We start from the raw sequence: 22,535 nt of genomic DNA, 5'->3' as shown, positions 1-22,535 counted from the left end.
AGGAGCATCGATGGTGACACTCAACGATGTGGCCAAGCACGCGGGCGTCTCGGCCAGCACGGTCAGCTACGTGCTCAGCGGCAAGCGGTCCATCTCCGAGCAGACCCGCCGCCGGGTCGAGCAGTCGGTGGTGGAGCTGGGCTACCACCCCAACGCCGGGGCAAGGGCGCTGGCCGCGCGGCGCTCCCACATCATCGCGCTGGTGGTGCCGCTGCGGGCCGACGTCTACGTGCCGATCATGATGGAAATCGCCATCTCGGTGACCATGGCCGCCCGCCAGCACGGCTACGACGTCCTGCTGATCACCAACGACGAGGGTGTGGACGGCGTGCGTAGGGTCGCGGCCAGCGGCCTGGCCGACGGCGTGATCCTGATGGACGTCGAACTGGACGACGAGCGCATTCCCGCGTTACGGGCGCAGGGCACACAGGCCGCGTTGATCGGCCTGCCGGACAACCCGGCCGGTGTGTCCTGTGTGGACCATGACTTCGCCGCCGCCGGGGCGTTGTGCGCTGATCACCTGGCCGACCTCGGGCACCGTGAGATCGCGTTCATCGGCTACGGCTCCGGTGTGTACCACCGGCATGCGGGTTATGCCGAGCGCACCCTCGCCGGCTTTCGTGCCCGCGCCGAACTCCGTGGGCTTCGGTTCTTGCATCGGCCGTGCGAGGGGACGTACGAGAGCACTGCGGGAACCTTGGCCCGCATCCTGGCCGACCGGCCCGACACCACGGGTTTCGTGGTGCAGAACGAGGGCGCGATCGGTCCGTTGCTGAACCTGTTGCGGGGCCTCGGTCGTACAGTGCCGGAGGACGCCTCCGTGGTGGCGCTGTGCCCGGAGCAGCTGGCCGAGCAGTACTCCCCGCGGCTGACCGCCGTGACCGGCCCGACCAAGCAACTCGGCCGCGTGGCCGTCGAGCAGGTGATGGGCCGGATCGTCGCGGCCGGTCGCGGCGGTCGGCCCACCGATGAGCTCGTGCTGCTCGATCCCGTCCTGACCGTCCGCGAGAGCACCGGCCCCGCCCCGCGCTAGCCGGTCACCCACACCAGACCATGCCCACGGCATGGTCCGGTTCAGCGCGCCCGAACAAGGAGCACTCCCATGCACTTCCGTGACCTCGGCGACGCCCTCGAGTGGCGGGCCCACGGCGAGACTCTGCGCATCGAGCCGTGGGGACCGGACGCCCTCCGGGTCCGGGTCACGTACGGTGGTCCGCTCGTCGACGTGCCCGGCGCGCTGCTCGATTCGCCGCCACCCGGCAGCAAGGCGCAGATCACGGTCAACGAGCACTATGCCACCCTGATCAACGGCGGTATCGCCGTGTGCATCGACGCCGGCACCGAGGGCCGGCTCACGCCCGATCTGCCGGCGGCGGCCGGGCGGTTGACCTTCCTGCGTACCGAGGACGGCAGCGAGCTCCTCGCCGAGCAGCCGGCCCATTTCTGGTGGCCGGGGCCACGTCTGGCCACCGCCACCGGCAACGGCTATCACCGGCTCGAACAACGGTTCCGTGCCTATCCCGGCGAGCGGCTGTACGGGCTCGGCCAGCGCACGCACGGTCTGCTCGACCAGAAGGGCGCGGTCGTCGACCTGGTGCAGCGCAACGGTGAAGTGACCATCCCGCTGCTGATCTCCAACCGTGGCTACGGATTGCTGTGGAACTCCCCCGCGATCGGTCGCGTCGAGCTGGCCGAGACCGGCACCCGGTGGGTCGCTGACAGTGCCCGGCAGATCGACTACTGGATCACCGCCGGCCAGCCGGCCTCCGTCCTGCGCCGCTACGCCGACGCCACCGGTCACGCCCCCGAGCTTCCCGAGTGGGCGGCCGGGTTCTGGCAGTGCAAGCTGCGCTACCGCACCCAGGAGGAGCTGCTCGAAGTCGCCCGCGAGTACAAGCGGCGTGGGCTGCCGCTGTCGGTGATCGTCAGCGACTTCTTCCACTGGACGCATCTGGGCGAGTGGCGGTTCGACCCGGCCGAGTGGCCCGATCCGGCGGCGATGGTCCGTGAACTGGACGAGCTCGGCGTCAAACTGATGGTCTCGGTGTGGCCGTCGGTCAGCCCGGGCAGCGACAACTTCCATCCGATGCTGGACCAGGGCCTGTTCATCGGCTCCGAGTACGGCCCGGTCGCGCACGCCGACTGGCCGGACAAGGGCCTGGGCGCGTACTCCGCGCAGGTCGCCTTCTACGACGCGACCAATCCCGAGGCGCGGGACTACGTCTGGGAGCAGATCCGGCGCGGCTATCACTCGCTCGGCATCAAGGTCTTCTGGCTGGATGCTTCCGAGCCGGAGCTGAAGCCCGGCCACCAGAACGGTTTGCGCTACCACGCCGGTCCTGGTCTGGAAGTCGGCAATCTCTATCCACGGGAGAACGCGCGGATGGTGCACGACGGCCTGCGGGCCGCCGGCGAGACCGAGATCGTGTCGCTGAACCGTTCGTCCTGGGCCGGCGCGCAGCGTTACGGGGCCGCGCTGTGGTCGGGCGACATCGGGACCGACTTCGCTTCGCTGCGGGTGCAGATCAAGGCCGGACTGAACGTGATGTTGTCGGGAATCCCTTGGTGGACAACCGATATCGGCGGTTTCCACGGCGGTGACCCGGACGATCCGGCCTATCGTGAGGTGCTGGTGCGGTGGTTCGAGTACGGCACCTTCTGCCCGCTGTTCCGTCTGCACGGCTTCCGCGGTCCATCGCAGGTGTTGGAGCCCTCGATGACCGGCCTGCCCAACGAGGTCTGGTCGTACGGCGAGGAGGTCTACGAGATCCTGGCCGAGCACCTGCGGCTGCGGGAGCGGCTGCGGCCGTACGTGATGGCGCAGATGCGCACCACCGCCGAGACCGGTGTGCCGCCGATGCGCCCGCTGTTCCTGGAGTTCCCGGACGACCCCGGCTCCTGGCTGGTCGAGGACGCCTTCCTGCTCGGCCCGGACCTGCTCGTCGCCCCGATCACCGCGGCCGGCGCGCGGGAACGGGCTGTGTACCTGCCCGGTGGCGCCGGCTGGACGGACGCGTGGACGGGCGAGGAGCACGAGGGCGGCCAGATGATCACCGTGCCGGCCCCGCTCTCGCGGATCCCGTTGTTCCTGCGCGACGGCACCGAACTCCCGGTCAGGGGGCGGTCATGAGCCTGACCAACCGGCTCGGTGGGCTGGCCTTCGGCGGCGACTACAACCCCGAACAGTGGGACGAGCCGGTCTGGAAGGAGGACGACGAGCTGATGCGCCGGGCCAAGGTCAACCTGGCCACGGTCGGCGTCTTCTCCTGGGCTCTGTTGGAACCGGCGGAGGGCGTCTTCGACTTCGCCTGGCTCGACGCCCACCTCGATCGCCTACATGCCAACGGTGTTAGCGCTAACTTGGCTACCCCGACCGCTTCTCCCCCGCCCTGGTTCACCTTCGCCCACCCCGATGCGCTGCCGGTCACCGCCGAAGGCGTTCGGCTCGTGCACGGCAGCCGCGACACCTATTGCACCGCCGCGCCGGCCTATCGCACGGCAGCCCGCCGCATCGCCTCCGCCCTGGCCGAACGCTACGGCGACCATCCCGGGCTGGCGTTGTGGCACGTGCACAACGAATACACGACACTGTGCTGGTGCGACCATGTCGCCGAAGCGTTCCGCGCCTGGCTGTGTGAGCGCTACCTCTCGCTCGACGCGGTGAACGAAGCCTGGGGAACGGCCTTCTGGAGCCAGCACTACACGGCGTGGGAGCAGATTTTGCCGCCGCGCGCCACCCAGTGGCACAAGAACCCCGGTCAGGCGCTCGACTTCCGGCGGTTCTGGTCGGACGAGGTGCTCGCCGCCTACCGCGAACAGCGCGACGCGATCCGCGCCCACAGCGACCGCCCGGTGACGACCAACCTCATGGTGCCCGGCTACCAGAACCTCGACCTGTGGCAGTTCGGCCGGGAAGTCGACGTGGTCGCCATCGACCACTATCCGATCGCGCCCGGCATCGACGCCGCCGCCGACACCGCGTTCGGCGGCGACCGGGCCCGGTCGTTCGGCGCTGGCCGCCCGTGGCTGCTGATGGAGCAGGGGACGAACACCGTCTACGTGGGCGATCGCATTCTCCCCAAGGAACCCGGCGACATCCTGCGGCACAGCCTCGCCCACATCGCCCACGGTTCCGATGGCGCCCTGTTCTTCCAGTGGCGGCAGTCCAAGGCCGGGGCCGAGCAGTGGCATTCGGCGATGGTCCCGCACGCCGGGCCGGACAGCCGCATCCACCGTGAGGTGACGGAACTCGGGGAGATCCTCGGTCGGCTGGGCGAGCTGGCCGGTTCCACCGTCCGGGCCGACGTCGCCGTCCTCCACGATTCCGACTCTTGGTGGGCCATGACAGGCGACGGCTCACCGTCTGCCGACCTCAATTACCACTCAACCCTCGGCCGCGTCCATCGGGTGCTGTGGGATGCCGGCGTCACCACCGATTTCGCCCATCCCGAGGATGACCTTCACGGCTACCGCTTCGTGCTCGCGCCGGCGTTGTTCGTGCTTTCCGATGCAGGCGCGGCAAACCTGCGCCGTTATGTCGAGGCCGGGGGCACGCTGCTCGTGCAGTACGCAACCGGCGTGGTCGATGAGCGCCTCCACGCGCGGCTTGGCGGCTACCCGACAGCTGAGTTGCGGCAGGCGCTGGGCATTCGAGTCGAGGAGCACCGGCCGCTCGCGCGCGACGAGCGAATCCCGCTGTCCGACGGCACATTTGCCTCCGTCTGGAGCGAGTCCGTGCGACTGGACGGTGCGGAAGCCGTTGCCACGTACACCACCGGCATGCTCGCCGACTCTCCGGCCGTCACCCGGCACGGCCGAGCTTGGTACGTGTCCACCCGTCTCGACGACGCCGCCTATGCCGCTCTGGTGGCGCGTCTGCTGGCCGATGCCGATGTCACACCAGATCTGCCGGACCTGCCGCCCGGCGTCGAGTGCGTCACGCGTCATGCCCCGGACGGCCGGCACTGGCGCTTCGTGCTCAACCACACCACCGAACCGGTGCGCCTACCGGAAGCCGCTCACGACCTCGTCACCGCCACCACCGTGCGCGAACTGCCGCCCGGCGGTTGCGCCGTGCTGCGCTGAGAAAGGGCCCAGTGTCCGACGAACAGACGATCCGCTGGGGCCACGAGGCCCTGACGGTGGAGATCGGCATCCAGGACGGCGTTGCTCGACTGCGTCACTCCTTCGACGCTGACCTGCCGTTGATCGAGGTGACCGCCGCCGGCCACGGTCGCCACTGGTCGAGCCACCGGCTCATCGACACCGCCATCGGCAGCCGGATGCGCTATCGGCGGCACGTCAGCGGATGCGTGGATCAGTGGCACGTGCTCGCCGTCGAACTCCACGACCCGGTGAGCAACCTTGCGGCGACGGTGCGCTACCGCACGCCGGACGGTATTCCCGTGCTGCGCAGCGAAGTCATCCTGCGCAACGAAGGGGAAACGCCGCTGTCACTGGAGTCGGTGACCTCGTTCGTGGTTGGCGGACTTGAGGCGACAGATGTGCTGTGGGCCGAGAACGACTGGCTGGCCGAATACCGTTGGCAGCAAGGGCCATTGCGGCTGACGTCGCCCGAACTCGGCGGCCGGGTCCACTACCGCAACGGCAAAGGCGGCTTCACCAAAGCCGGGCAGGGCGTGTGGTCCAGCTGCGACCACCTGCCGATGGGCGGCCTCACCGACCATCGAACCGGCCGCACCTGGCTGTGGCAGATCGAGCACAACGGCGGCGGCTGGCGGTGGGAATGCGGCGAACGGGAGGACACCGCCTACCTCGCGCTGTCCGGCCCGAGTGACGGCCACCATGGCTGGCGGCACGTGCTCCCGCCCGGCGCAGAGTTCCGTACCGTCCCCGTCGCCCTGGCGGTCCATAGTGGACTCTACGACGCGTTCGCCGCTTTGACACGATACCGGCGTGCGCTCCGCCGGCCACATCCCGACCGCCGCTGGCTTTCCGTAGTCTTCAACGACTACATGAACTGCCTGATGGGAGATCCCACCACGGCCAAGCTGCTGCCGCACATCGACGCGGCGGCGGCTGCCGGCGCGGAGTACTTCGTGATCGACGCCGGCTGGTACGACGACGATGCCGGCTGGTGGGACAGTGTCGGCGCCTGGGAGCCGGCCGCTTCGCGCTTCCCCAACGGGATCCACGAGGTCCTCGATCGCATCCGTGACCGTGGCATGGTGCCCGGGCTCTGGCTGGAACCCGAGGTGATCGGCGTGCGCAGTCCACTGGCTACCACGCTGCCCGACGAAGCCTTCTTCCGGCGCAACGGGGTTCGCATCAGCGAGACCGGCCGGCACCACCTCGATCTGCGTCACCCCGCTGCCCGCGACCACCTGGACCGGGTCGTGGATCGCCTGGTCGGCTGGGGCATCGGCTACCTCAAGCTGGACCACAACATCGACCCCGGCTCCGGCACCAGCGCCGGCCCGGACGAGACCCCGGCCGCCGGCCTGCTCGGGCACAACCGGGCCCATCTCGACTGGCTCGACGGCGTCCTCGACCGACATCCCGGTCTGGTGCTGGAAAACTGTGCCTCCGGCGGTATGCGCACCGATTACGCCCTGCTGTCACGGCTTCAACTGCACTCCACCAGCGACCAGCAGAACCTGGCCCGCTACGCGCCGATCGCGGCCTCTGCCCCCACTGCCGTCACCCCGGAGCAAGGCGCCGTCTGGGCGTACCCGCAACCGTCCGACACCCTCGACGAAGTCGCCTTCACCATGGCCAACGCGATGCTGGGCCGGATCCACCTGTCCGGCAACCTCCCCGAGCTCACACCAGAGGCCCGTGACCTGGTACACGAGGCGGTCGCCGTCTACAAAGCAATTCGCGCGGACATCCCGACCGCCGTGCCGTCCTGGCCACTCGGCCTGCCGGCGTGGGACGACCCATGGATAGCGCTTTCCTTGTGCGCCTCAAACGTCACCTACCTCACCGTGTGGCGTCGCGGCGGCGATGACACCACCACCTTGCGCCTGCCGCATGTCCGCGATGCCGAACTGCTCTACCCCTCGACCAGCCAGGCCGTGTTCACGGTGGATGCCGCCGATCTCACGGTGACCCTGCCGACCGCGCCGTCCGCCGTGCTGCTACGCCTTCGCACCGAAGGAATTGACCCTGTGTTCGCCAATCCCGTGATCCCCGGCTTCCACCCGGACCCCAGCGTCTGCCGGGTCGGCGAGGACTACTACCTCGTGTGTTCCACCTTCGAGTACTTCCCGGGTGTGCCGATCTTCCACAGCCGGGATCTGGTGCACTGGCAGCAGATCGGCAACGTCCTTGACCGACCGGGCCAGCTCCGGCTGCCGGTCGACACGCCGTCGTCGGCCGGCATCTACGCGCCGACCCTACGCCATCACGACGGCCGGTTCTGGCTGATCGTGACCAACGTCAGCGACGGCGGCAACCTGATCGTGACCGCGACCGATCCGGCCGGACCGTGGTCGGATCCGGTGCGACTGCCCGGGGTCGGCGGCATCGATCCCGATCTGGCCTGGGACGACGACGGCAACTGCTGGTGCACGGTCGCCGGCGTCTCCCAGATCCGCATCGACCCGCACACCGGTGAGACCTTCGGTGTGCCGCAACAGCTCTGGTCCGGCACGCCGGGTGCGAAGGCACCGGAGGCGCCGCACCTCTACCGGATCGGCGAGTTCTGGTACCTGATGATCGCCGAGGGTGGAACCGAACGGGGACACGGGGTTTCGGTGGCTCGCGGCAGCACGCCGGCCGGACCGTTCGAGCCGTGCCCGGCCAACCCGATCCTCAGCCACCGCAGCACCGACTACGCCATCCAGAACACCGGGCACGCGGACCTCGTGCAGGCGCCGGACGGGTCATGGTGGATGGTGCTGCTGGGAGTTCGACCGGGCGGCGGCACTCCCGGCTGGCACGTACTCGGGCGGGAGACGTTCCTCGTGCCGGTGACCTTTGTGGACGGTTGGCCGGTCGTCGGCGGGCTGTCGCCGACGATGGCCGTGCCGCCCTGGCCGCTCCGGCCTGGCTCCGCGCCGGCTCCACGTGACGACTTCGACCTCGGCGAGCTCGCGCCGGAATGGCTGTCGCTGCGCAGCCGCAGCGAGAAGACCTGTACCACCAGGGAACAACCCGGTTGGCTGACCCTGCACGCTGTCGGATCGTCGATGGACGAACCCGATGTCGTCTTCGTCGGTCGGCGCCAGCAACATCCGTCGTGTGTGACCCGGGTGCTGATCGACCTGGCCGATGGCCGTGGCGGCCTGGCCGTACGTATGGACGAGCAACACCACTACGAGATCGAGGTGGCCGACGGGGAGGTGTCGGTGCTCGCCCGCATCGGTCCACTCCGCACGGTGGTCGCGTCCCAGCCGGTTGCCGCCGGGCCACTGGTGGTTAGCGCGCACATCGTTCCCCAGCCGCAGAACGACGCCCGTTCCGGCCCCGATCTCATCCGCCTCGGCATCGAGGACGCGGCCGGCGTGCTGACCACACTCGCCGAACTGGACGGGCGCTACCTGTCGACCGAGGTGGCCGGCGGCTTCACCGGTCGCGTCATCGGCATGTACGCCGGCGCGGGCACTGTCCACTTCGACTGGTTCGACTACCAACCGCTCGAGATCTGAGGAGAACAGCTCATGGCACAGTGGAGGAAAGCGGGACGCCGATTAGCGACAGCTGCGCTCGTGGCGATGTTCGTCGCAGGCGGCACGACCGCCGCAGCCGCACCGGCGCATCGGTCCGTGCCGTCGGACCCGATGGCGGCCGTGGCCGCGATGCAGCCCAGCTGGAACCTCGGCAATACCCTCGACGCCATCCCGGACGAGACGTCCTGGGGCAATCCTCTTGTCACCAAGCCACTTTTCGACACCATCCGGGCCCAGGGCTTCCACAGCGTGCGGATTCCGGTCACGTGGAGCGGCCATCAGTCGGCCGGCACCCCGTACACGATCGACGCCACGTTCCTCACCCGGGTCAAGCAGGTCGTCGACTGGGCGCTGGCCGACGGTCTCTACGTGGAGCTCAACGTCCACCACGATTCGTGGCAGTGGATCGCCAACATGGCCTCGGACCACGACACCGTGCTGGCCCGGTTCAACGCCACCTGGCAGCAGATCGCCACCGCGTTCCGGGACGAACCACGATCGCTGCTGCTCGAAAGCGTCAACGAACCGCAGTTCAACAACGCGACCGATGCCCAGAAGACGCAGTTCATGAACGAGCTGAACACGTCGTTCCACACCATTGTGCGGCAGACCGGCGGCGGCAACGCCTCACGTCTTCTCGTCCTCCCCACACTGGGCTGCACGCCGGACCAGACGCTGATGGACAACCTGTCCGCCGAGATGACCTCGCTGCACGACCACAACCTCGTCGCCACAGTGCACTACTACGGCTACTGGCCGTTCAGCGCCAACATCGCTGGCACCACAAGGTTCGACGCCACCACCCAGCAGGACATGGTCGACACCTTCGCCCGCATGCGCAGCACGTTCGTCGCCAAGGGCATCCCGGTCTACGTCGGCGAGTTCGGCCTGCTCAGCTACCCGGACTACACCCAGCCCGACGCCGTCGAGCGGGGCGAGGCGATGAAGTACTTCGAGCAGCTCGGCTACCAGGCTCGCCTCAGCGGCGTCACCACCGCGCTGTGGGACGCCGGCTCGTTCCTCAACCGCACCAGTTTCCAGTGGCGTGACCCCGGCCTGTTCGCGCAGATCAAGTCGGCTTACACCACCCGCTCGGGCACCGCGTCCACCGACACCGTCTACGTGCCGAAGTCCGGCGCCGTCACCGCCCAGACGCTCACGCTGAACCCGAACGGTGCCAGGTTCCTGGGGCTGTGGCGGGGCACCACACCGCTCGTCCCCGGCCGGGACTACACCGTGGCCGGCAACCAGATCACGTTGACCGCTCCTGAGCTCACCACCCTGGTCGGCAACCGCGCCTACGGTGTCAACGCGACCATTCAGGCCCGGTACTCCAGCGGCGTCCCGTGGTCCATCGCCGTGGCCACGTTCGACCAGCCCGTGCTGTCGGCCGCCACCGGCACGGGTTCCCTGTCCGTGCCGGCCCAGTTCCGTGGAGACAGGCTGGCCACCATGGAGGCCCGGTACGCCGACGGCACCAACGCCGGCCCGGCGAACTGGACCTCGTACCAGCAGTTCAACACGGCGTTCTCCCCCGACTACCCCCACAACGCCATCACGGTGCTCCCGACCTTCGTCAACGCGATCACCGACGGGTCGCCGGTGACGCTGACCTTCCACTTCTGGAGCGGCACCACCGTGACCTACCACGTGACCAAGTCCGGCACCACGATCACCGGCACCACCTGAGCACAACGCTCCCGACGCATGCTGGGAAGGGGCCTTCCTCCACTCGGAGTCGAGGAAGGCCCCCTTCCCAGCGTCGCGGGTCAGCTGAACGGGCGGTCGAAGACCTCGAACGAACGGATCGAGGCCCGACGGCCGGTGTCCAGGCCCGTGACCGTGACGCGCAGATGGCGTGTCGTCCCGGTGCAGGCCAAGGTGTGGACCTGCGCGGTGTCGGTGTTGTCGGTGCGGTCGGCGACGGTGGACCACGTGATGCCGTCGATCGAGCTGTCGAGGCGGTAGCGGTAGGTCTGGTCCGGCAGCTCCCACGCGATCCGGACGCCGGTGAGGTCGACGAAGCGGCCCAGGTCGACCTGGAGCCGATGACCGACGGCATCATCGGCCGCACACCACCGAGTGGCCGTGTCGCCGTCGATCGCGCTGGCGGCGGTGTTACCGCTAACTTCGCTGTCCGCCGTGGCGATTCCGGCGGCCGCGACATCGGTGGCCACGACTGAGCGGTCCAACATCACGGCGAGCACGGTATCCGGCCGATGTCCGCGGCGGTCGATGTCGGAGATCGTCACGCGGCCGTCCAGGCTCACCTGGAACGGCAGATTCCGCTTGGTGCGCACGTCGAAAACGCGACGGACGCGGGCGTCGCCGATCGCCGGTGTGGTGAACCGGCCGGCGGGTTGCCCGGGCAACAGGTGCACATAAAAGGTTGCGCCACGGTAGGTATAGCCGACCTGGCCGTCGACGGGCTGCCACGGGCCGCCCCGCGTGTGGTAGACGGACTCGCCGCACTCGGACAGGAAGGTGCCGAGCCGGCGCAGCACGTCGACCGAGTCCTGCGGCACCTCGCCGTGCCGGTCCGGACCGACGTTGATGAGGGTGGTCATGTTCCGGACGAGGCTGTTGACCACCAAGGCGACGATCTCGTCGTAGCTCATCGACGTGGCCGCCGCGGTGTAGCCCCAGTGGCCCCGAATGGTGAAGGTCTTCTCCACCAGGCCTCGGCGCAGCGGCCCGGTCGACACGTAGCTGCCCTCTTCGACGCCATAGTCACCGGCCCAACCGGAACGGGAGTTCGCCACGAGGTGCGGCTGGTGGGCACGGACCATCCCCATCAACCCCAGCGGTCGCCCGGTCGAGTCGTCGATGGAGCCGTACTCGTCCACCGGCCACTCGTTGGCCGGATCGCGGAAACGGCCGGGCTCCCAGAAGAAGGCGGCGTCGGCGTCGAGGCCCTCCTCGGCCAGCCAGCCCCCGTCCCACCACAGGTCGTCGATCGGGCCGTACTCGGTCACCAACTGCTTGACCGCCTGGTAGACCTCCTCCTTCAACACGCGTGCGTCGGCGTGATAGTCGAAGGCGTCGGAGGAGTCCTCCAGGTTCCACGGTGAAGGCCTCGCTGCACCTGTGACGTTGTAATAACCCGGGTAGCGCCAGTCGATCGGCGAGTAGTACAGCCCGACCTTCAGACCGGCTGCTCGCACCGCGGACACGTACTCGGCGACGAAGTCCCGCTCGAGCGGCGGCTGGAGGCTCGTCCAGGCGTTCGGATGGGAGTTGGCGGCGAGGCCGAAGCCGTCGTGGTGGCGCGCGGTCAGCACCACGTACTTCGCACCCATCTCCTCGGCCAGCCGCACCCACGCCGCCGGGTCGTAGCGATCGGCGGTGAACTGCTCCGGCGAATCGTCCTCGAGGAAGCCGCGGTACACGCTCGGCTTGATCCGCGCCTCGTGCTGGTGCCACTCCCCCTTGCCCGGCCCGGCATACACGCCCCAGTGGACGAACAACCCGATCTTCGCGTCCTCCCGCCAGCGGACAAGCGAAATCGGCTGCTGGTCCAGGTCCATATCGGACCGCGGTATGCGCAACGGCGGCAGCGGCACCCCACCGGAGAGGAATTGCCCTTGGCACAACGGAGATTCGGGCTTGGGCACAGGGACCTCCGGTGGCGCGCAACAGCCGATTGCCCGGAGGCTAGGAGTCGCCTCGTGACGGCGTCAACGTCGTTCGACGGCTGTTTCGATGAACTGGCGCCGAAGATCCGTGGATCCCCGGCGCCGTGTCCACTCAGAACTGCGTCAAGAACTTCCAGGTCTCCTTGGGCAGCCAGGTGGTGCGGCCCTTCACCGGCGCGGGCGCGGTGGCGTTCGCGCCGTCCGCCGGGCTCGCGTCATGGCCGCCGTCGAACGCGACCCACTCCACCGGGTGGCCGGCCGAACAGCCGGCATAGGTGGTGGCGATGTGGGTGCGGCTGCCCTTCGCCGGCTCGGGCGGGTTCTGTGGCGTGCACTGGTTGTTCTTGACGAACCGGTCACGCAGCGACCGGCCGCCGGCGATGCTCAGGACCGGGTCGCTCACACCGTGCGAGGCGAGATAGGCGACGGGCTGCGTGCCGCCGCTGCACCCGCTGAGCAGGCCGGCGGAGTACAGCGCGACCGCCCGGAACACCGTCGGCCGGGCGCAGGCCAAGGCGTAGGTCATCGCTGCCCCGTAGCTGAAGCCGACCGAGAAGACCCGTGTCGTGTCGACACAGAGGCCGCCCTCGAGCTGCTTGAGCACGTCGTCGATGAGCGTGACGTCCTGGCCGCCAGAGTTGGCCCAGCCGTTGTTGAGCCCTTGCGGCGCAACGAAGATGGTGCTGTTGTCCGACAGCTGCTGAAGCCCGTAGTAGGCCCAGACGCCGGCCAGCACGGTTCGCCCGGTCGCGACGTCCTCGGCGTTGCCGCCGAGCCAGTGCAGGCCGAAGATCAGTCGATACGGATGGTTGCGGTCGTAGTTGCTCGGCAGGGTCAGGATGTAGCTGCGGGCCTTGCCGCTGCTGGTGATCGTGTGCGTGCCGCTGGACAACGTGGGCGCTTGGCCGCAGCCGGCGGTCGACGCCGCCGGCACTGCCGAGGCCGTCGGGGCCGCCACTGCCTGGCTGGTCGACGTGGCCAGCAGTGCGGCGGCGGCCGCTATCACGGCCAGCATGCGCCCAGGTGGAGTGAGTTTCACGTGATCTCCCTACTGTCGAACGAAACACGTCAAGGCAGCACCGTGACGGTGTAGCCGTCGCTGGCGTTGGTCCACGGCACGGACACGGCGACCGAGTTGCCCTCGACGCCGACGATGTGGTCGGTAACGGTGACCGGGCCGGTGACGGCGCCGCCGTTGTTGTCGGGCACGCGCTGCACGATCACCCGGACCTGTCCGCCGGTCACGAGACCGGGCACAGCGTCCAAGCGATTGATGTTCACGCTCACAGTGCCGGCGCTGCCACGATTGCCGAGCAGGACCTTGGCCGCGCCGGTGGTTCTCGTGGCCACCGCCTCGACGTCGGCGCTCGGTGTCGTGGCGGCCAGGCTTCCGGTCATGCCGCCGTAGAACTGATACATCCACCACTCGCCCCGCGGCTGGTACTGGCCCGCGCCGTTCTTGACGAGCAGGTTGGCCGCGAAGTCGTGCAGGTTCGCGCCGCTGCCCCAGTTGCCGCGCAGGCCGTCCGCGCCGGCGCGCTCCAGCCGGCCGATGAACCAGCCGCCGTAGCCGGCGTTCTGCTGGCCGTGGGTGCCGTACTCGTTGATCTGGTACGGGCGAGTGTTGGCGATACCATGCTCGGCCAGCAGCGCGTCCGCGCTCGCCCGCTCCGCCACCGGGTCGCCGGGTTCGTCGTGCCAGCTGTAGACGTCGGGCAGCGTGTGGTCGGCCTTGGCCTGATCAAGGAACGCCCGCCACCACCCGCTGCCGGCCGACGGCTTGCCGGCCGTGCTCGGCCCGACGATGACCGCGGTCGGGAACACCGCGCGGATCCGGCGATAGGCGCGGGACCACATGGCGAGGTACTGCGACTGCGGCCGTCCCCAGAACCCGCTCAGATCCGGCTCGTTCCAGATGTCCCACTCCACGGTGAGCCCGGCGGCCTTCACGTCCGACAGCACGGTGGCCAAGAAGTCGTCGAAATCCGTCCAGTCGCCGTTGTCGCCGGGGAACCGCAGGCCGGACGTGCCGTCGGCGCCCCACAGATCGTGCGGCAGGATGATGAACGTCCCGCCGAGCGCGGCGGTACGGCGAGCCTGGGCGAGCGTGGAGTTCCAGCGCCGGGCGAACTTGCCGGACACCCAGCCGCCGGGCCGGTCCAGCTGGGCGCCGCCGGCCCGTTCGAAGTGCCATTTGATGTCGCGGTAGAAGTGGTCCGGCGGGTTGGCCCCGTTCTCCGTCATCCCGTACAGCGTGCCCGAGGCCCGGTACTGCGGCGGCCCCTGCGTGCTCGACAGGTCCACCGTCACGGTCTGGCTCGCGGCCATCGCCGGCGCGGTTGGCGTCACCATCACCAGCAAGCCGCAGGTGAGCGCCGCGAGCCGGTACGCGCGCGGTCGGCTCACGGCTGCCGCCCGGCCGGCGGCGTGTACGGGCACTTGGGTCGGTAGAGCGAGATTCCGCTGGGGTCCGGCAGCTTCGGGCACAGGAACGGGGTGTAGCGGGCGTCACCGTCCACAAAGGTCTTGAGCCACGGGATCAAGACCTTCATCTCGACGTTGTTCGGATGGGTGTAGTAGACGTGATCGGCGCCGGCGATCTGCACGAAGTCGCTCTGGGTCGCGGCCGGAACCGTGGCGTAGAGGTTGTTCAGATAGGTCGGTGTGACCACGGCGTCGCGCTGTCCGCCGACGATCATCATGGGCACGTGGTCGGTGGCCAGGGAGGTGCTCCCCACCGGGGAGCCGGGCGCCAGCCCCACCGCGGCCCGCAACGACGGCTGTCGCTCGGCCGCGAGGATGGCGCCGGCGCCGCCGGCCGAGTGGCCGATGACCGACAGACGAGCCGGGTCGACGCGATCGCGCACCGGGCTGCGCTGGGTAAGATAGGTCAAGGCAGCCAACAGTTCCGTGCCCCGGGCGTCGGCGCTGTCGGTGCGGCTGAGGGTCTCCACGCCGATCACCACGAAGCCGAACGAGGAGAGCCATGGTCCCATCCAGGCTTCCTCGTTGCGGAACAGGGCGGTGTATCCGGGCACGATGGCGACCGCACCCCAGGTGCCGAGGCTCGTGTCGGTCGGGTAGTAGATGGTGCCACCGTTGAATCCGTTGCCCGGAGCGACATTCAGCTGCGCGGTCGCGAACGGGCCACGACTGGCCTCGATCATGGCCATGGTCGGGTTCGGGCCGCGAGTGGTGCCGGACGGCTGCGCGGACGCCGGTGGCGCTGCGGTGATGAGCGCGAGAACCGCCGCCACTGCGGCGAGTCCGGCGGTGCGCCGGCGCACGTGGACTGAGCTTCTCATGACGCCCTCTTCCTTGTCACGTCAGGGAATTCCGGCGAGGTGCGAAAGCCGAGAGCGCGGTGCGGGACCGGTCACTTCCGCCGGCCCGTCGTCGCGAGGACCGATGGTGGGACCGGGAAGCGGAGGATGTCAACGACTTGAACATATTCGACCGAAAAGCCGTCCACACGGCCGATCGGCGCTACCGCATGGCGGCATTTTGTTCAGCGCCAGGCCCATCGGGTCGCGAGCGTCGGAGAAATCCGCTGGTGGAGTGGAGGACGGCAGCGACGGAGCCCAGTGCCACGGCACGGTCGCCGAGCTGTCCTCGGCACACGGTCACCTGCGCGGAGGCGAACGGCAGCGCGTCCCGTTCAAGGGCGGTGCGCAGTGACGGGACCAGAATGTCATACGCGGCCGACAACTCGCCGCCGATGATCACACGGTCCGGGTTCACCAGGTTGCAGATGATGGCCACGGCCGCGCCGATACGCTGACCCGCGTCGGCCAGCACCCGCACCCCCGCACGGTCGCCGTCGAGCGCCGACCGCACCATGTCCTGGGCGGTGCGGGCGCCGTCGTGCCGTGACCCCAACTGGTCCAGCAGGGCCGGCACGCTCACGAACGTCTCGGGCAGCCTCGGTTGCCGCACCGGCAGATCGGCCCGGCCGGGTCGATGGTCATGTGGCCGAACTCGGCCGCCGTCCCGCAGGCCCCGCGGTACAGCCGCCCGCCGAGCACGAACCCGGCGCCGACACCGGCATCGAGCTTGATGTACACGGCCACCTGCGCGCCACGGCCCGCGCCCCAGGTGACCTCGGCCAGCGCGCCGAGATTGCCCACGTTGTCGACGATCACCGGCAGCCCGAGCAGCGTGCCGAGCTCGTCCGCGGGCCGCAGGCCGACCCAGCTCGGGCCGATGCTGGACGACCCGATCGCGCCGGTTCGGGTGTTGATCGGCCCCGGCAGGCCGGCCCCGACCCCGATCACCTTGCCCTGCGCCACGTCCGCGGCGGCCAGCGCCTCACGGGCGAGCACGCTGGCCATGCGCAGCGCGTCGCGCGCGTCGTGGTCACGTTCCAACGTCCGGACGTGTTCGGCCAGCACCGTGTGCGCCAGGTCGGCCACGATGACCCGGACGTGCGTGTGCCCGAAGTCGATCCCCACCACGGCCCCGGCCGAAGGGTTGAGCGTGAGCAGGCTGCCGGGACGGCCGCGCCGCTGCTGAGCCCCGCTGCCGGTGCTGCCGCTCTCCACCAGCAACCCGGCGGCTTGGAGCACGGCGACCACATTGGACACTGTCGCCCGGGAGACGTCGAGCAACCGGGCGATGTCCGCTCGGCTCAGGGCGCCGCGGGTCCGCAGCAGCTCGACGACCCGCTCGCGATTTCCCGGCCGCGCCGCCGGAATCTCCCTGTGCACGAACCGAGATGTACACCCGTGGCCGCCGGCCCGACAAGCAGTGAACAAAATCCCGGGTGTGCCTCGCGTACGCCTGACCATATTCGACGGCAATTCGACGAGCCGGTGGGACCATTCGGTGAAATTTGTTCAACCTGTTGACACCGCCGACAGCCAGGTTCCAGCATCGGCATGCGGTCCGAGCAACAGCGCAGTCGCGGACCGTGACGAGCGCTTCGGCCCCGCCCACACTCGCCCAAGGACGTGCGAACGTGACCAAGTATCGGTGTTCCAAGGAATTCGGGCCTCGCCGCCCCGGGCCTGACGTCCCATCGGACGAGGGCCGCTAGCCCATCGCACGGCAACCCTGCCCACCAGCCCCGCGGCGCGTGATGTTAGCGCTAACACTTCCTCCCTGCGGCCGATACGGAGGCCACCATGTCCCGACCCACCCGTCGTATCGCGCTGGTCGCCGCGGCGATCGCGGGCCTCGGCCCGCTCTGCGCGATCCCGGCCGACGCCGCGACGACGGTGTCCGTCAACGGCGCCACCACCTACCAGCGAATCGACGGATTCGGCATCTCCGAGTCCTTCGGCATGGCCAACGCCATTCGAGGGCTCACCGGCGCAGCCCAGAAGCAGGCGCTGGACATGCTGTTCAGCCCGACCAGCGGCGCCGGTTTCACCATCATCCGCAACGACATCCCGTCCGGCAGCGCCTCCATCGAGCCGCGCAGCCCCGGCAGCCCGTCGGCGCCCCCGCAGTACGTGTGGAACCCGAGCAACGGCGGCACCGAGGAGGGGCAGCTGTGGCTGGCCCAGCAGGCCAAGAACGGCTACGGGGTCACGAACTTCTACAACAACGCCTGGGAGCCGCCGAGCTTCATGACCAACAGTGCCCAGCGCGGCGGGCTGTGTGGCGTGCCGGGCGTCTCGTGCTCCTCGGGTGACTGGCGGCAGGCCTACGCCAACTACCTCGTGCAGGACGCCAAGTTCTGGGCGTCAGCCGGGGTCACGCCCTCGACACTGGGCTTCGTCAACGAGCCGGCAACGAGCACCGGCGGCTTCGGCAGCATGCTGTTCACGCCAACACAGGCGGCCAACTTCCTGTCCGTGCTCGGCCCGACGCTGCGCTCGTCCGGGCTGTCCACGAAGATCACCTGCTGCGACACGCTGGGCTTCAACCAGCTCCCCAGCTACGTCAGCGCGGTACAGGGCAACGCGGGCGTCTACACCAGCCACGGCTACTCCGGCGCGCCGACCACGCCCGTCAACACCAGTGGCCAGCCGGTCTGGCAGTCCGAGTGGTCGGTCAACGGCAACCAGTGGGACGGGGCGTGGGACGACGGCAACCAGGCCGACGGCTTCACCTGGGCCCAGCACGTGCAGGCCGGCCTGACCGGCGCGAACCTCAACGCCTTCTTCTACTTCTGGGGCATCAGCACCACCAGCCACGACAGCTCGCTGATCGGGCTGCGCGGCTCGACGCTGACCCCGGCCAAGCGCTACTACTCGCTGGCCAACTACAGCCGGTTCATCCGCCCCGGCGCGACCCGGATCTCGGCCAGCAGCACCACCGGCGGCCTCCAGGTGTCGGCCTACAAGAACCCAGACGGCTCGATCATCGTGGTGGCGCTCAATTCCGGCACCAGCAGCACGTCGGCGGCGTACACCACGGCCAATACCGGCCTGTCCAGCGGGACCGTGACGCCCTACCTGACCAACGGCAGCAGCAACATCGCCGCCCAGGCCTCGATTCCGCTCACCAACGGCGCCTTCACCGCGACCGTGCCCGGGCGATCCCTCGTGACCTTCCGCATCACGCGCTGACCGAAAGGCCGGGAAGCCATGCGAAGCAGTAAAATCTGGGCCCTAGCCGTCGCTGTCGCGATCGCCTGCGTCACGGCCCCGGTGGCAGCGGCGGCCACCAGCCTGCCGTGCGACATCTACGCGGCCGGCGGAACCCCTTGCGTAGCCGCCCACAGCACCACCAGGGCTCTCTACGCCGCCTACAACGGCCCGCTCTACCAGGTCCGACGCGGCTCGGACAGCCGGACCGCGAGCATCGGCGTGCTGGCCAGGGGCGGTTACGCCGATGCCGCGGCCCAGGATGCCTTCTGTGCCGGCACTTCCTGCGTGATCACCGTCCTCTACGACCAGTCCGGCCACGGCAACGACCTGGCCTACCAGGGACCGGGCGGCGCCGGCGGCCACGACACCCCGGCCGCCGCGGCCCGCGAGTCCCTCACGGCCGGCGGGCACAAGGTCTATTCGCTGTACATCAACCCGGGGAACAGCTACTGGCGCAACGGTTCCAGCACCGGCGTACCCAAGGGCAGCGCCCCCGAGGGCGAGTACATGGTCACCAGCGGCACGCACGTCAACCACGGCTGCTGCTTCGACTACGGCAACAGCGAGACCGACCGCCGCGCCGACGGGGCCGGCGCGATGGACGCCATCAACTTCAGCACCAGCTGCTGGTTCGGCGGCTGCACCGGCACCGGCCCCTGGGTGCAGGCCGACCTGGAGTACGGCCTGTTCCCCGGCGGCAGCTCGAAGTGGAACCCGAACCAGCGGGCGTTCACCGACAGGTACGTCACGGCGATGCTGAAGAACAACGGCACCACACGGTTCGCACTCAAGGGCAGCAACGCACAGGCCGGCGCCCTCAGCACGTTATGGGACGGCGCACTCCCCCACGGCTACAACCCCATGCGCAAGCAGGGGGCGATCGTGCTCGGCAGCGGCGGCGACTGCTGCGCCCAGAACACCAATCTGAGCCAGGGGACCTTCTACGAGGGGGCCATGGTGTCCGGCTATCCGTCGGACGCGACCGACACCGCGGTGCAGGCGAGCATCGTCGCCGCCGGCTACCGCTGACGGACATCGTCACAGAGAAGGGAGCACATCCGTGCGGAAGTTCGGAAGGCTGGCAGTCACCTCCGCGGCTGTCGGCCTCGCCCTCACCGGTGTGGGCGTCGTCGGAGCACAGACGGCTTCGGCGGCCGGCAGCGGCCCGTGCGACATCTACGCGGCCGGCGGCACACCGTGCGTAGCCGCGCACAGCACCACCCGGGCCCTCTACTCGGCCTACAACGGCCCGCTGTACCAGGTCCGGCGCAGTTCGGACAGCCACACCGCCAACATCGGCCTGCTTTCGGCCGGCGGCTACGCCAACGCCGCCGCGCAGGATTCCTTCTGCGCCAACACGACCTGTCTGATCACCGTGATATACGACCAGTCGGGCCGTGGCAACAACCTGACCCAGGCGCCGCCCGGCGGTTTCCAGGGTCCCGCGGCGGGCGGCTACGACAACCTCGCGAACGCCACCGCCGCGCCGACCACGGTCGGCGGGCACAAGGCCTACGGCGTCTTCGTCGCCCCGGGAACGGGCTACCGCAACAACAAGACCAACGGCATCGCCACCGGCGACCAGCCCGAGGGCATGTACGCCATCCTCGACGGCACGCACTCCAACGGCGGCTGCTGCTTCGACTACGGCAACGCCGAGACCAACTCCCGTGACGACGGCAACGGCACCATGGAAGCGATCTACTTCGGGAAGATCAAGGTCTGGGGCTACGGCGCCGGCAACGGCCCGTGGATCATGGCCGACCTGGAGAACGGCCTGTTCTCCGGCGTGAACCAGCACTACAACGCCAACGACCCGACGATAAGCAACCGCTACCTGACAGCCATCGTCAAGGGCGGCGCCAACCACTGGGCCATCCGCGGCGCCAACGCGCAGTCCGGCGGCGTGTCGACGTTCTACGACGGCAAGCGCCCCAACGTCTCGGGCTACAACCCGATGCGCAAGCAGGGCGCGATCATCCTCGGCATCGGTGGCGACAACAGCCACGGCTCCGCCGGCACCTTCTACGAAGGCGTGATGACGTCGGGCTATCCGTCCGACGCCACCGAGAACGCGGTGCAGGCCAACGTCGTCTCCGCCGGATACCGCTGACCGATCCCGTGACGGCCGCCGCCTGCGGCGGCCGTCACGCCGCGAAGCCCTGCCCGAAAGGTGTCCGCAATGTCCCCGATCAACCGTCGCACCCTGCTCGCCGCTGCCGGCACCGCCACCGCGTTCGGCCTGCTGCGCTTCGCCCCCGATGCCGCCGCGACCACCGGCCCGAGCAGCTACACCCCGACCTGGGCCTCGGTCGACCAGCATCCACCGGCCCCGACCTGGTTCCAGGACGCCAAGTTCGGCATCTACTACCACTGGGGCGTCTTCAGCGTGCCGGCCTACGGCAACGAGTGGTACCCGCGCCGGATGTACATCTCCGGTGACAGCTGCAACACCCACCACGTCAACACCTACGGCAGCCCGACGGCCTGGCCGTACCACAACTTCATCAACGGGGCCAACGACAAGTCGGGCCACTTCACCCAGTTCGCGCCGAAGCTGGTGTCCGCGGGCGGGAAATTCGATCCCACCGCGTGGGCCCAGCTGTTCAAGGCGGCCGGCGCGAAGTTCGCCGGCCCGGTGGCCGAGCACCACGACGGGTACTCGATGTGGAACAGCCAGGCCAACGAGTGGAACTCGGTGCGGACCGGCCCCAAGTTGGACCTGGTCGGCCTGCACGGGCAGGCGATCCGCGGGCAGGGCCTGAAATTCATGTGCGCCCTGCACCACGCCTACCACTTCAACGGGTACTACGACCACGTGCCGGCGCAGTCCACGACCACGCTGAAAAAGCTGTACGGGCAGCTCGGCACGACCGCGGAGAACCAGCTGTGGTACGACAAGCTGCGTGAGGTCATCGACGGCTACCAGCCCGACCTGATCTACCAGGACTTCGACCTGTCCCGGGTGACCGAGTCGCAGCGGCTGAACTTCCTTTCGTACTACTACAACAAGGCCGTGTCCTGGAACAAGGACGTGGTCGCCACCTACAAGGACGGCCTCGACAATCGCGGCGAGGTGTTCGACTACGAGCGTGGCGGTCCGGCCGGGCTGCTGACGCCGTACTGGGAGACCGACGACAGCATCTCCAGCTCGAGCTGGTGCTACACCAACGGCATCGGCTACTACGCGGCCAAGGCGATCCTGCACTCGATCATCGACCGGGTCAGCAAGGGCGGCACCACGATCCTGAACATCGCGCCGATGGCCGACGGCACCATTCCGGCCGGCCAGCAGAGCATCCTGCTCACCATCGGCGACTACCTCGGCCGGTTCGGCGAGTCGATCTACGGCACCCGGGCCTGGAGTTCCTACGGCGAGGGCCCGACCAAGATGGGCGGCGGCTCGTTCACCGGCCCCAAACCCGGTACACCGCAGGATATCCGCTTCACCCGCAGCACCGACAGCAAGGTGCTGTACGCGACCGCGTTGGGCTGGCAGGGCGGGACGATGACCGTCAGCACGCTGACGTCGAGCCGCCTCAACCTCGGCACGCTGGTCTCAGCGCAGCTGCTGAACAACGTCACCGGCAGCTACCTCACGCTGCCCCGGCCGACACAGGACAGCGCGGGACTCCATTTCACGATGCCGTCCGCGACCGCGCCCTTCAACGCCCTCGCCTACGTCGTGAAGCTGACCTTCTCCGGTCCGATTCCCGGCTGAGCCCCGTTTT

The 22,535-nt window shown here is 69.0% G+C and carries 14 protein-coding genes and 1 pseudogene; 9 read left to right on the top strand and 6 right to left on the bottom strand.

The window, feature by feature from the left end; all coding sequences use genetic code 11:
- Positions 1-10 precede the first annotated feature (10 nt).
- The 5 genes from M3Q35_RS09030 (at position 11) to M3Q35_RS09010 (ending at position 10,322) form a co-directional block, all read left to right on the top strand.
- Positions 11-1,033, top strand: a complete 1,023-nt coding sequence (locus M3Q35_RS09030) for a LacI family DNA-binding transcriptional regulator (RefSeq protein WP_273941211.1) — start codon at positions 11-13, stop codon at positions 1,031-1,033.
- Positions 1,034-1,102: 69 nt separating this feature from the next.
- Positions 1,103-3,130, top strand: a complete 2,028-nt coding sequence (locus M3Q35_RS09025) for a glycoside hydrolase family 31 protein (RefSeq protein WP_273941210.1) — start codon at positions 1,103-1,105, stop codon at positions 3,128-3,130.
- The gene (locus tag M3Q35_RS09020; protein ID WP_273941209.1) at positions 3,127-5,085 is read left to right on the top strand and encodes a beta-galactosidase; all 1,959 of its coding nucleotides are present in this window, start codon (positions 3,127-3,129) and stop codon (positions 5,083-5,085) included. Before M3Q35_RS09025 ends, M3Q35_RS09020 begins: the two co-directional genes overlap by 4 nt.
- Before the next feature lie 11 nt (positions 5,086-5,096).
- Positions 5,097-8,612 (top strand): family 43 glycosylhydrolase, encoded by a 3,516-nt coding sequence (locus M3Q35_RS09015; RefSeq protein ID WP_273941208.1) that lies wholly within the window; start codon positions 5,097-5,099, stop codon positions 8,610-8,612.
- A 66-nt stretch (positions 8,613-8,678) separates the two neighbouring features.
- Positions 8,679-10,322 carry a cellulase family glycosylhydrolase gene (locus M3Q35_RS09010; protein WP_273941207.1) on the top strand — a complete coding sequence of 548 codons (1,644 nt, stop codon included), beginning with the start codon at positions 8,679-8,681 and terminating at the stop codon, positions 10,320-10,322.
- A gap of 80 nt (positions 10,323-10,402) precedes the next feature.
- Here the strand turns inward: M3Q35_RS09010 and M3Q35_RS09005 are convergent, their stop codons facing one another.
- The 6 genes from M3Q35_RS09005 to M3Q35_RS08980 form a co-directional block, all read right to left on the bottom strand.
- Complete coding sequence (locus tag M3Q35_RS09005; protein WP_273941206.1) at positions 10,403-12,160, bottom strand: alpha-L-fucosidase; 1,758 nt, start codon at positions 12,158-12,160, stop codon at positions 10,403-10,405.
- A gap of 220 nt (positions 12,161-12,380) precedes the next feature.
- Positions 12,381-13,307 (bottom strand): CE1 family esterase, encoded by a 927-nt coding sequence (locus M3Q35_RS09000; RefSeq protein ID WP_337960572.1) that lies wholly within the window; start codon positions 13,305-13,307, stop codon positions 12,381-12,383.
- A 29-nt stretch (positions 13,308-13,336) separates the two neighbouring features.
- Entirely contained in the window at positions 13,337-14,674 is a 1,338-nt protein-coding gene (locus M3Q35_RS08995) for a GNAT family protein (protein ID WP_273941205.1), read from the bottom strand.
- The gene (locus M3Q35_RS08990; protein WP_273941204.1) at positions 14,671-15,573 is read right to left on the bottom strand and encodes a dienelactone hydrolase family protein; all 903 of its coding nucleotides are present in this window, start codon (positions 15,571-15,573) and stop codon (positions 14,671-14,673) included. The genes M3Q35_RS08995 and M3Q35_RS08990 overlap by 4 nt, the downstream gene beginning before the upstream one ends.
- Positions 15,574-15,754: 181 nt before the next feature.
- On the bottom strand, positions 15,755-16,174 hold the full coding sequence (locus M3Q35_RS08985) for an ROK family protein (protein ID WP_273941203.1): 420 nt from the start codon (positions 16,172-16,174) through the stop codon (positions 15,755-15,757).
- Positions 16,171-16,974: an ROK family transcriptional regulator gene (locus M3Q35_RS08980; RefSeq protein WP_273941202.1), complete on the bottom strand. Its 804-nt coding sequence runs from the start codon at positions 16,972-16,974 to the stop codon at positions 16,171-16,173. The genes M3Q35_RS08985 and M3Q35_RS08980 overlap by 4 nt, the downstream gene beginning before the upstream one ends.
- A 417-nt stretch (positions 16,975-17,391) precedes the next feature.
- On the opposite strand from M3Q35_RS08980, the gene M3Q35_RS08975 reads away from it, so the two are divergent.
- The 4 genes and pseudogenes from M3Q35_RS08975 (at position 17,392) to M3Q35_RS08960 (ending at position 22,525) form a co-directional block, all read left to right on the top strand.
- Positions 17,392-18,783 (top strand): glycoside hydrolase family 30 beta sandwich domain-containing protein, encoded by a 1,392-nt coding sequence (locus M3Q35_RS08975; RefSeq protein WP_273941201.1) that lies wholly within the window; start codon positions 17,392-17,394, stop codon positions 18,781-18,783.
- A gap of 18 nt (positions 18,784-18,801) precedes the next feature.
- Complete coding sequence (locus M3Q35_RS08970; protein WP_273941200.1) at positions 18,802-19,833, top strand: arabinofuranosidase catalytic domain-containing protein; 1,032 nt, start codon at positions 18,802-18,804, stop codon at positions 19,831-19,833.
- A gap of 91 nt (positions 19,834-19,924) precedes the next feature.
- Positions 19,925-20,911 (top strand): annotated as a pseudogene (locus M3Q35_RS08965) (arabinofuranosidase catalytic domain-containing protein); the annotation flags it as partial.
- A gap of 75 nt (positions 20,912-20,986) precedes the next feature.
- The gene (locus tag M3Q35_RS08960) at positions 20,987-22,525 is read left to right on the top strand and encodes an alpha-L-fucosidase (RefSeq protein ID WP_273941199.1); all 1,539 of its coding nucleotides are present in this window, start codon (positions 20,987-20,989) and stop codon (positions 22,523-22,525) included.
- Positions 22,526-22,535: the final 10 nt, after the last annotated feature.

The sequence above is a fragment of the Kutzneria chonburiensis genome, assembly GCF_028622115.1.
Classification (GTDB): Bacteria; Actinomycetota; Actinomycetes; order Mycobacteriales; family Pseudonocardiaceae; genus Kutzneria; species Kutzneria chonburiensis.
The sequence above is the reverse complement of the archived record's forward strand: the minus strand, read 5'-3'. Positions and strand labels throughout refer to the sequence as shown.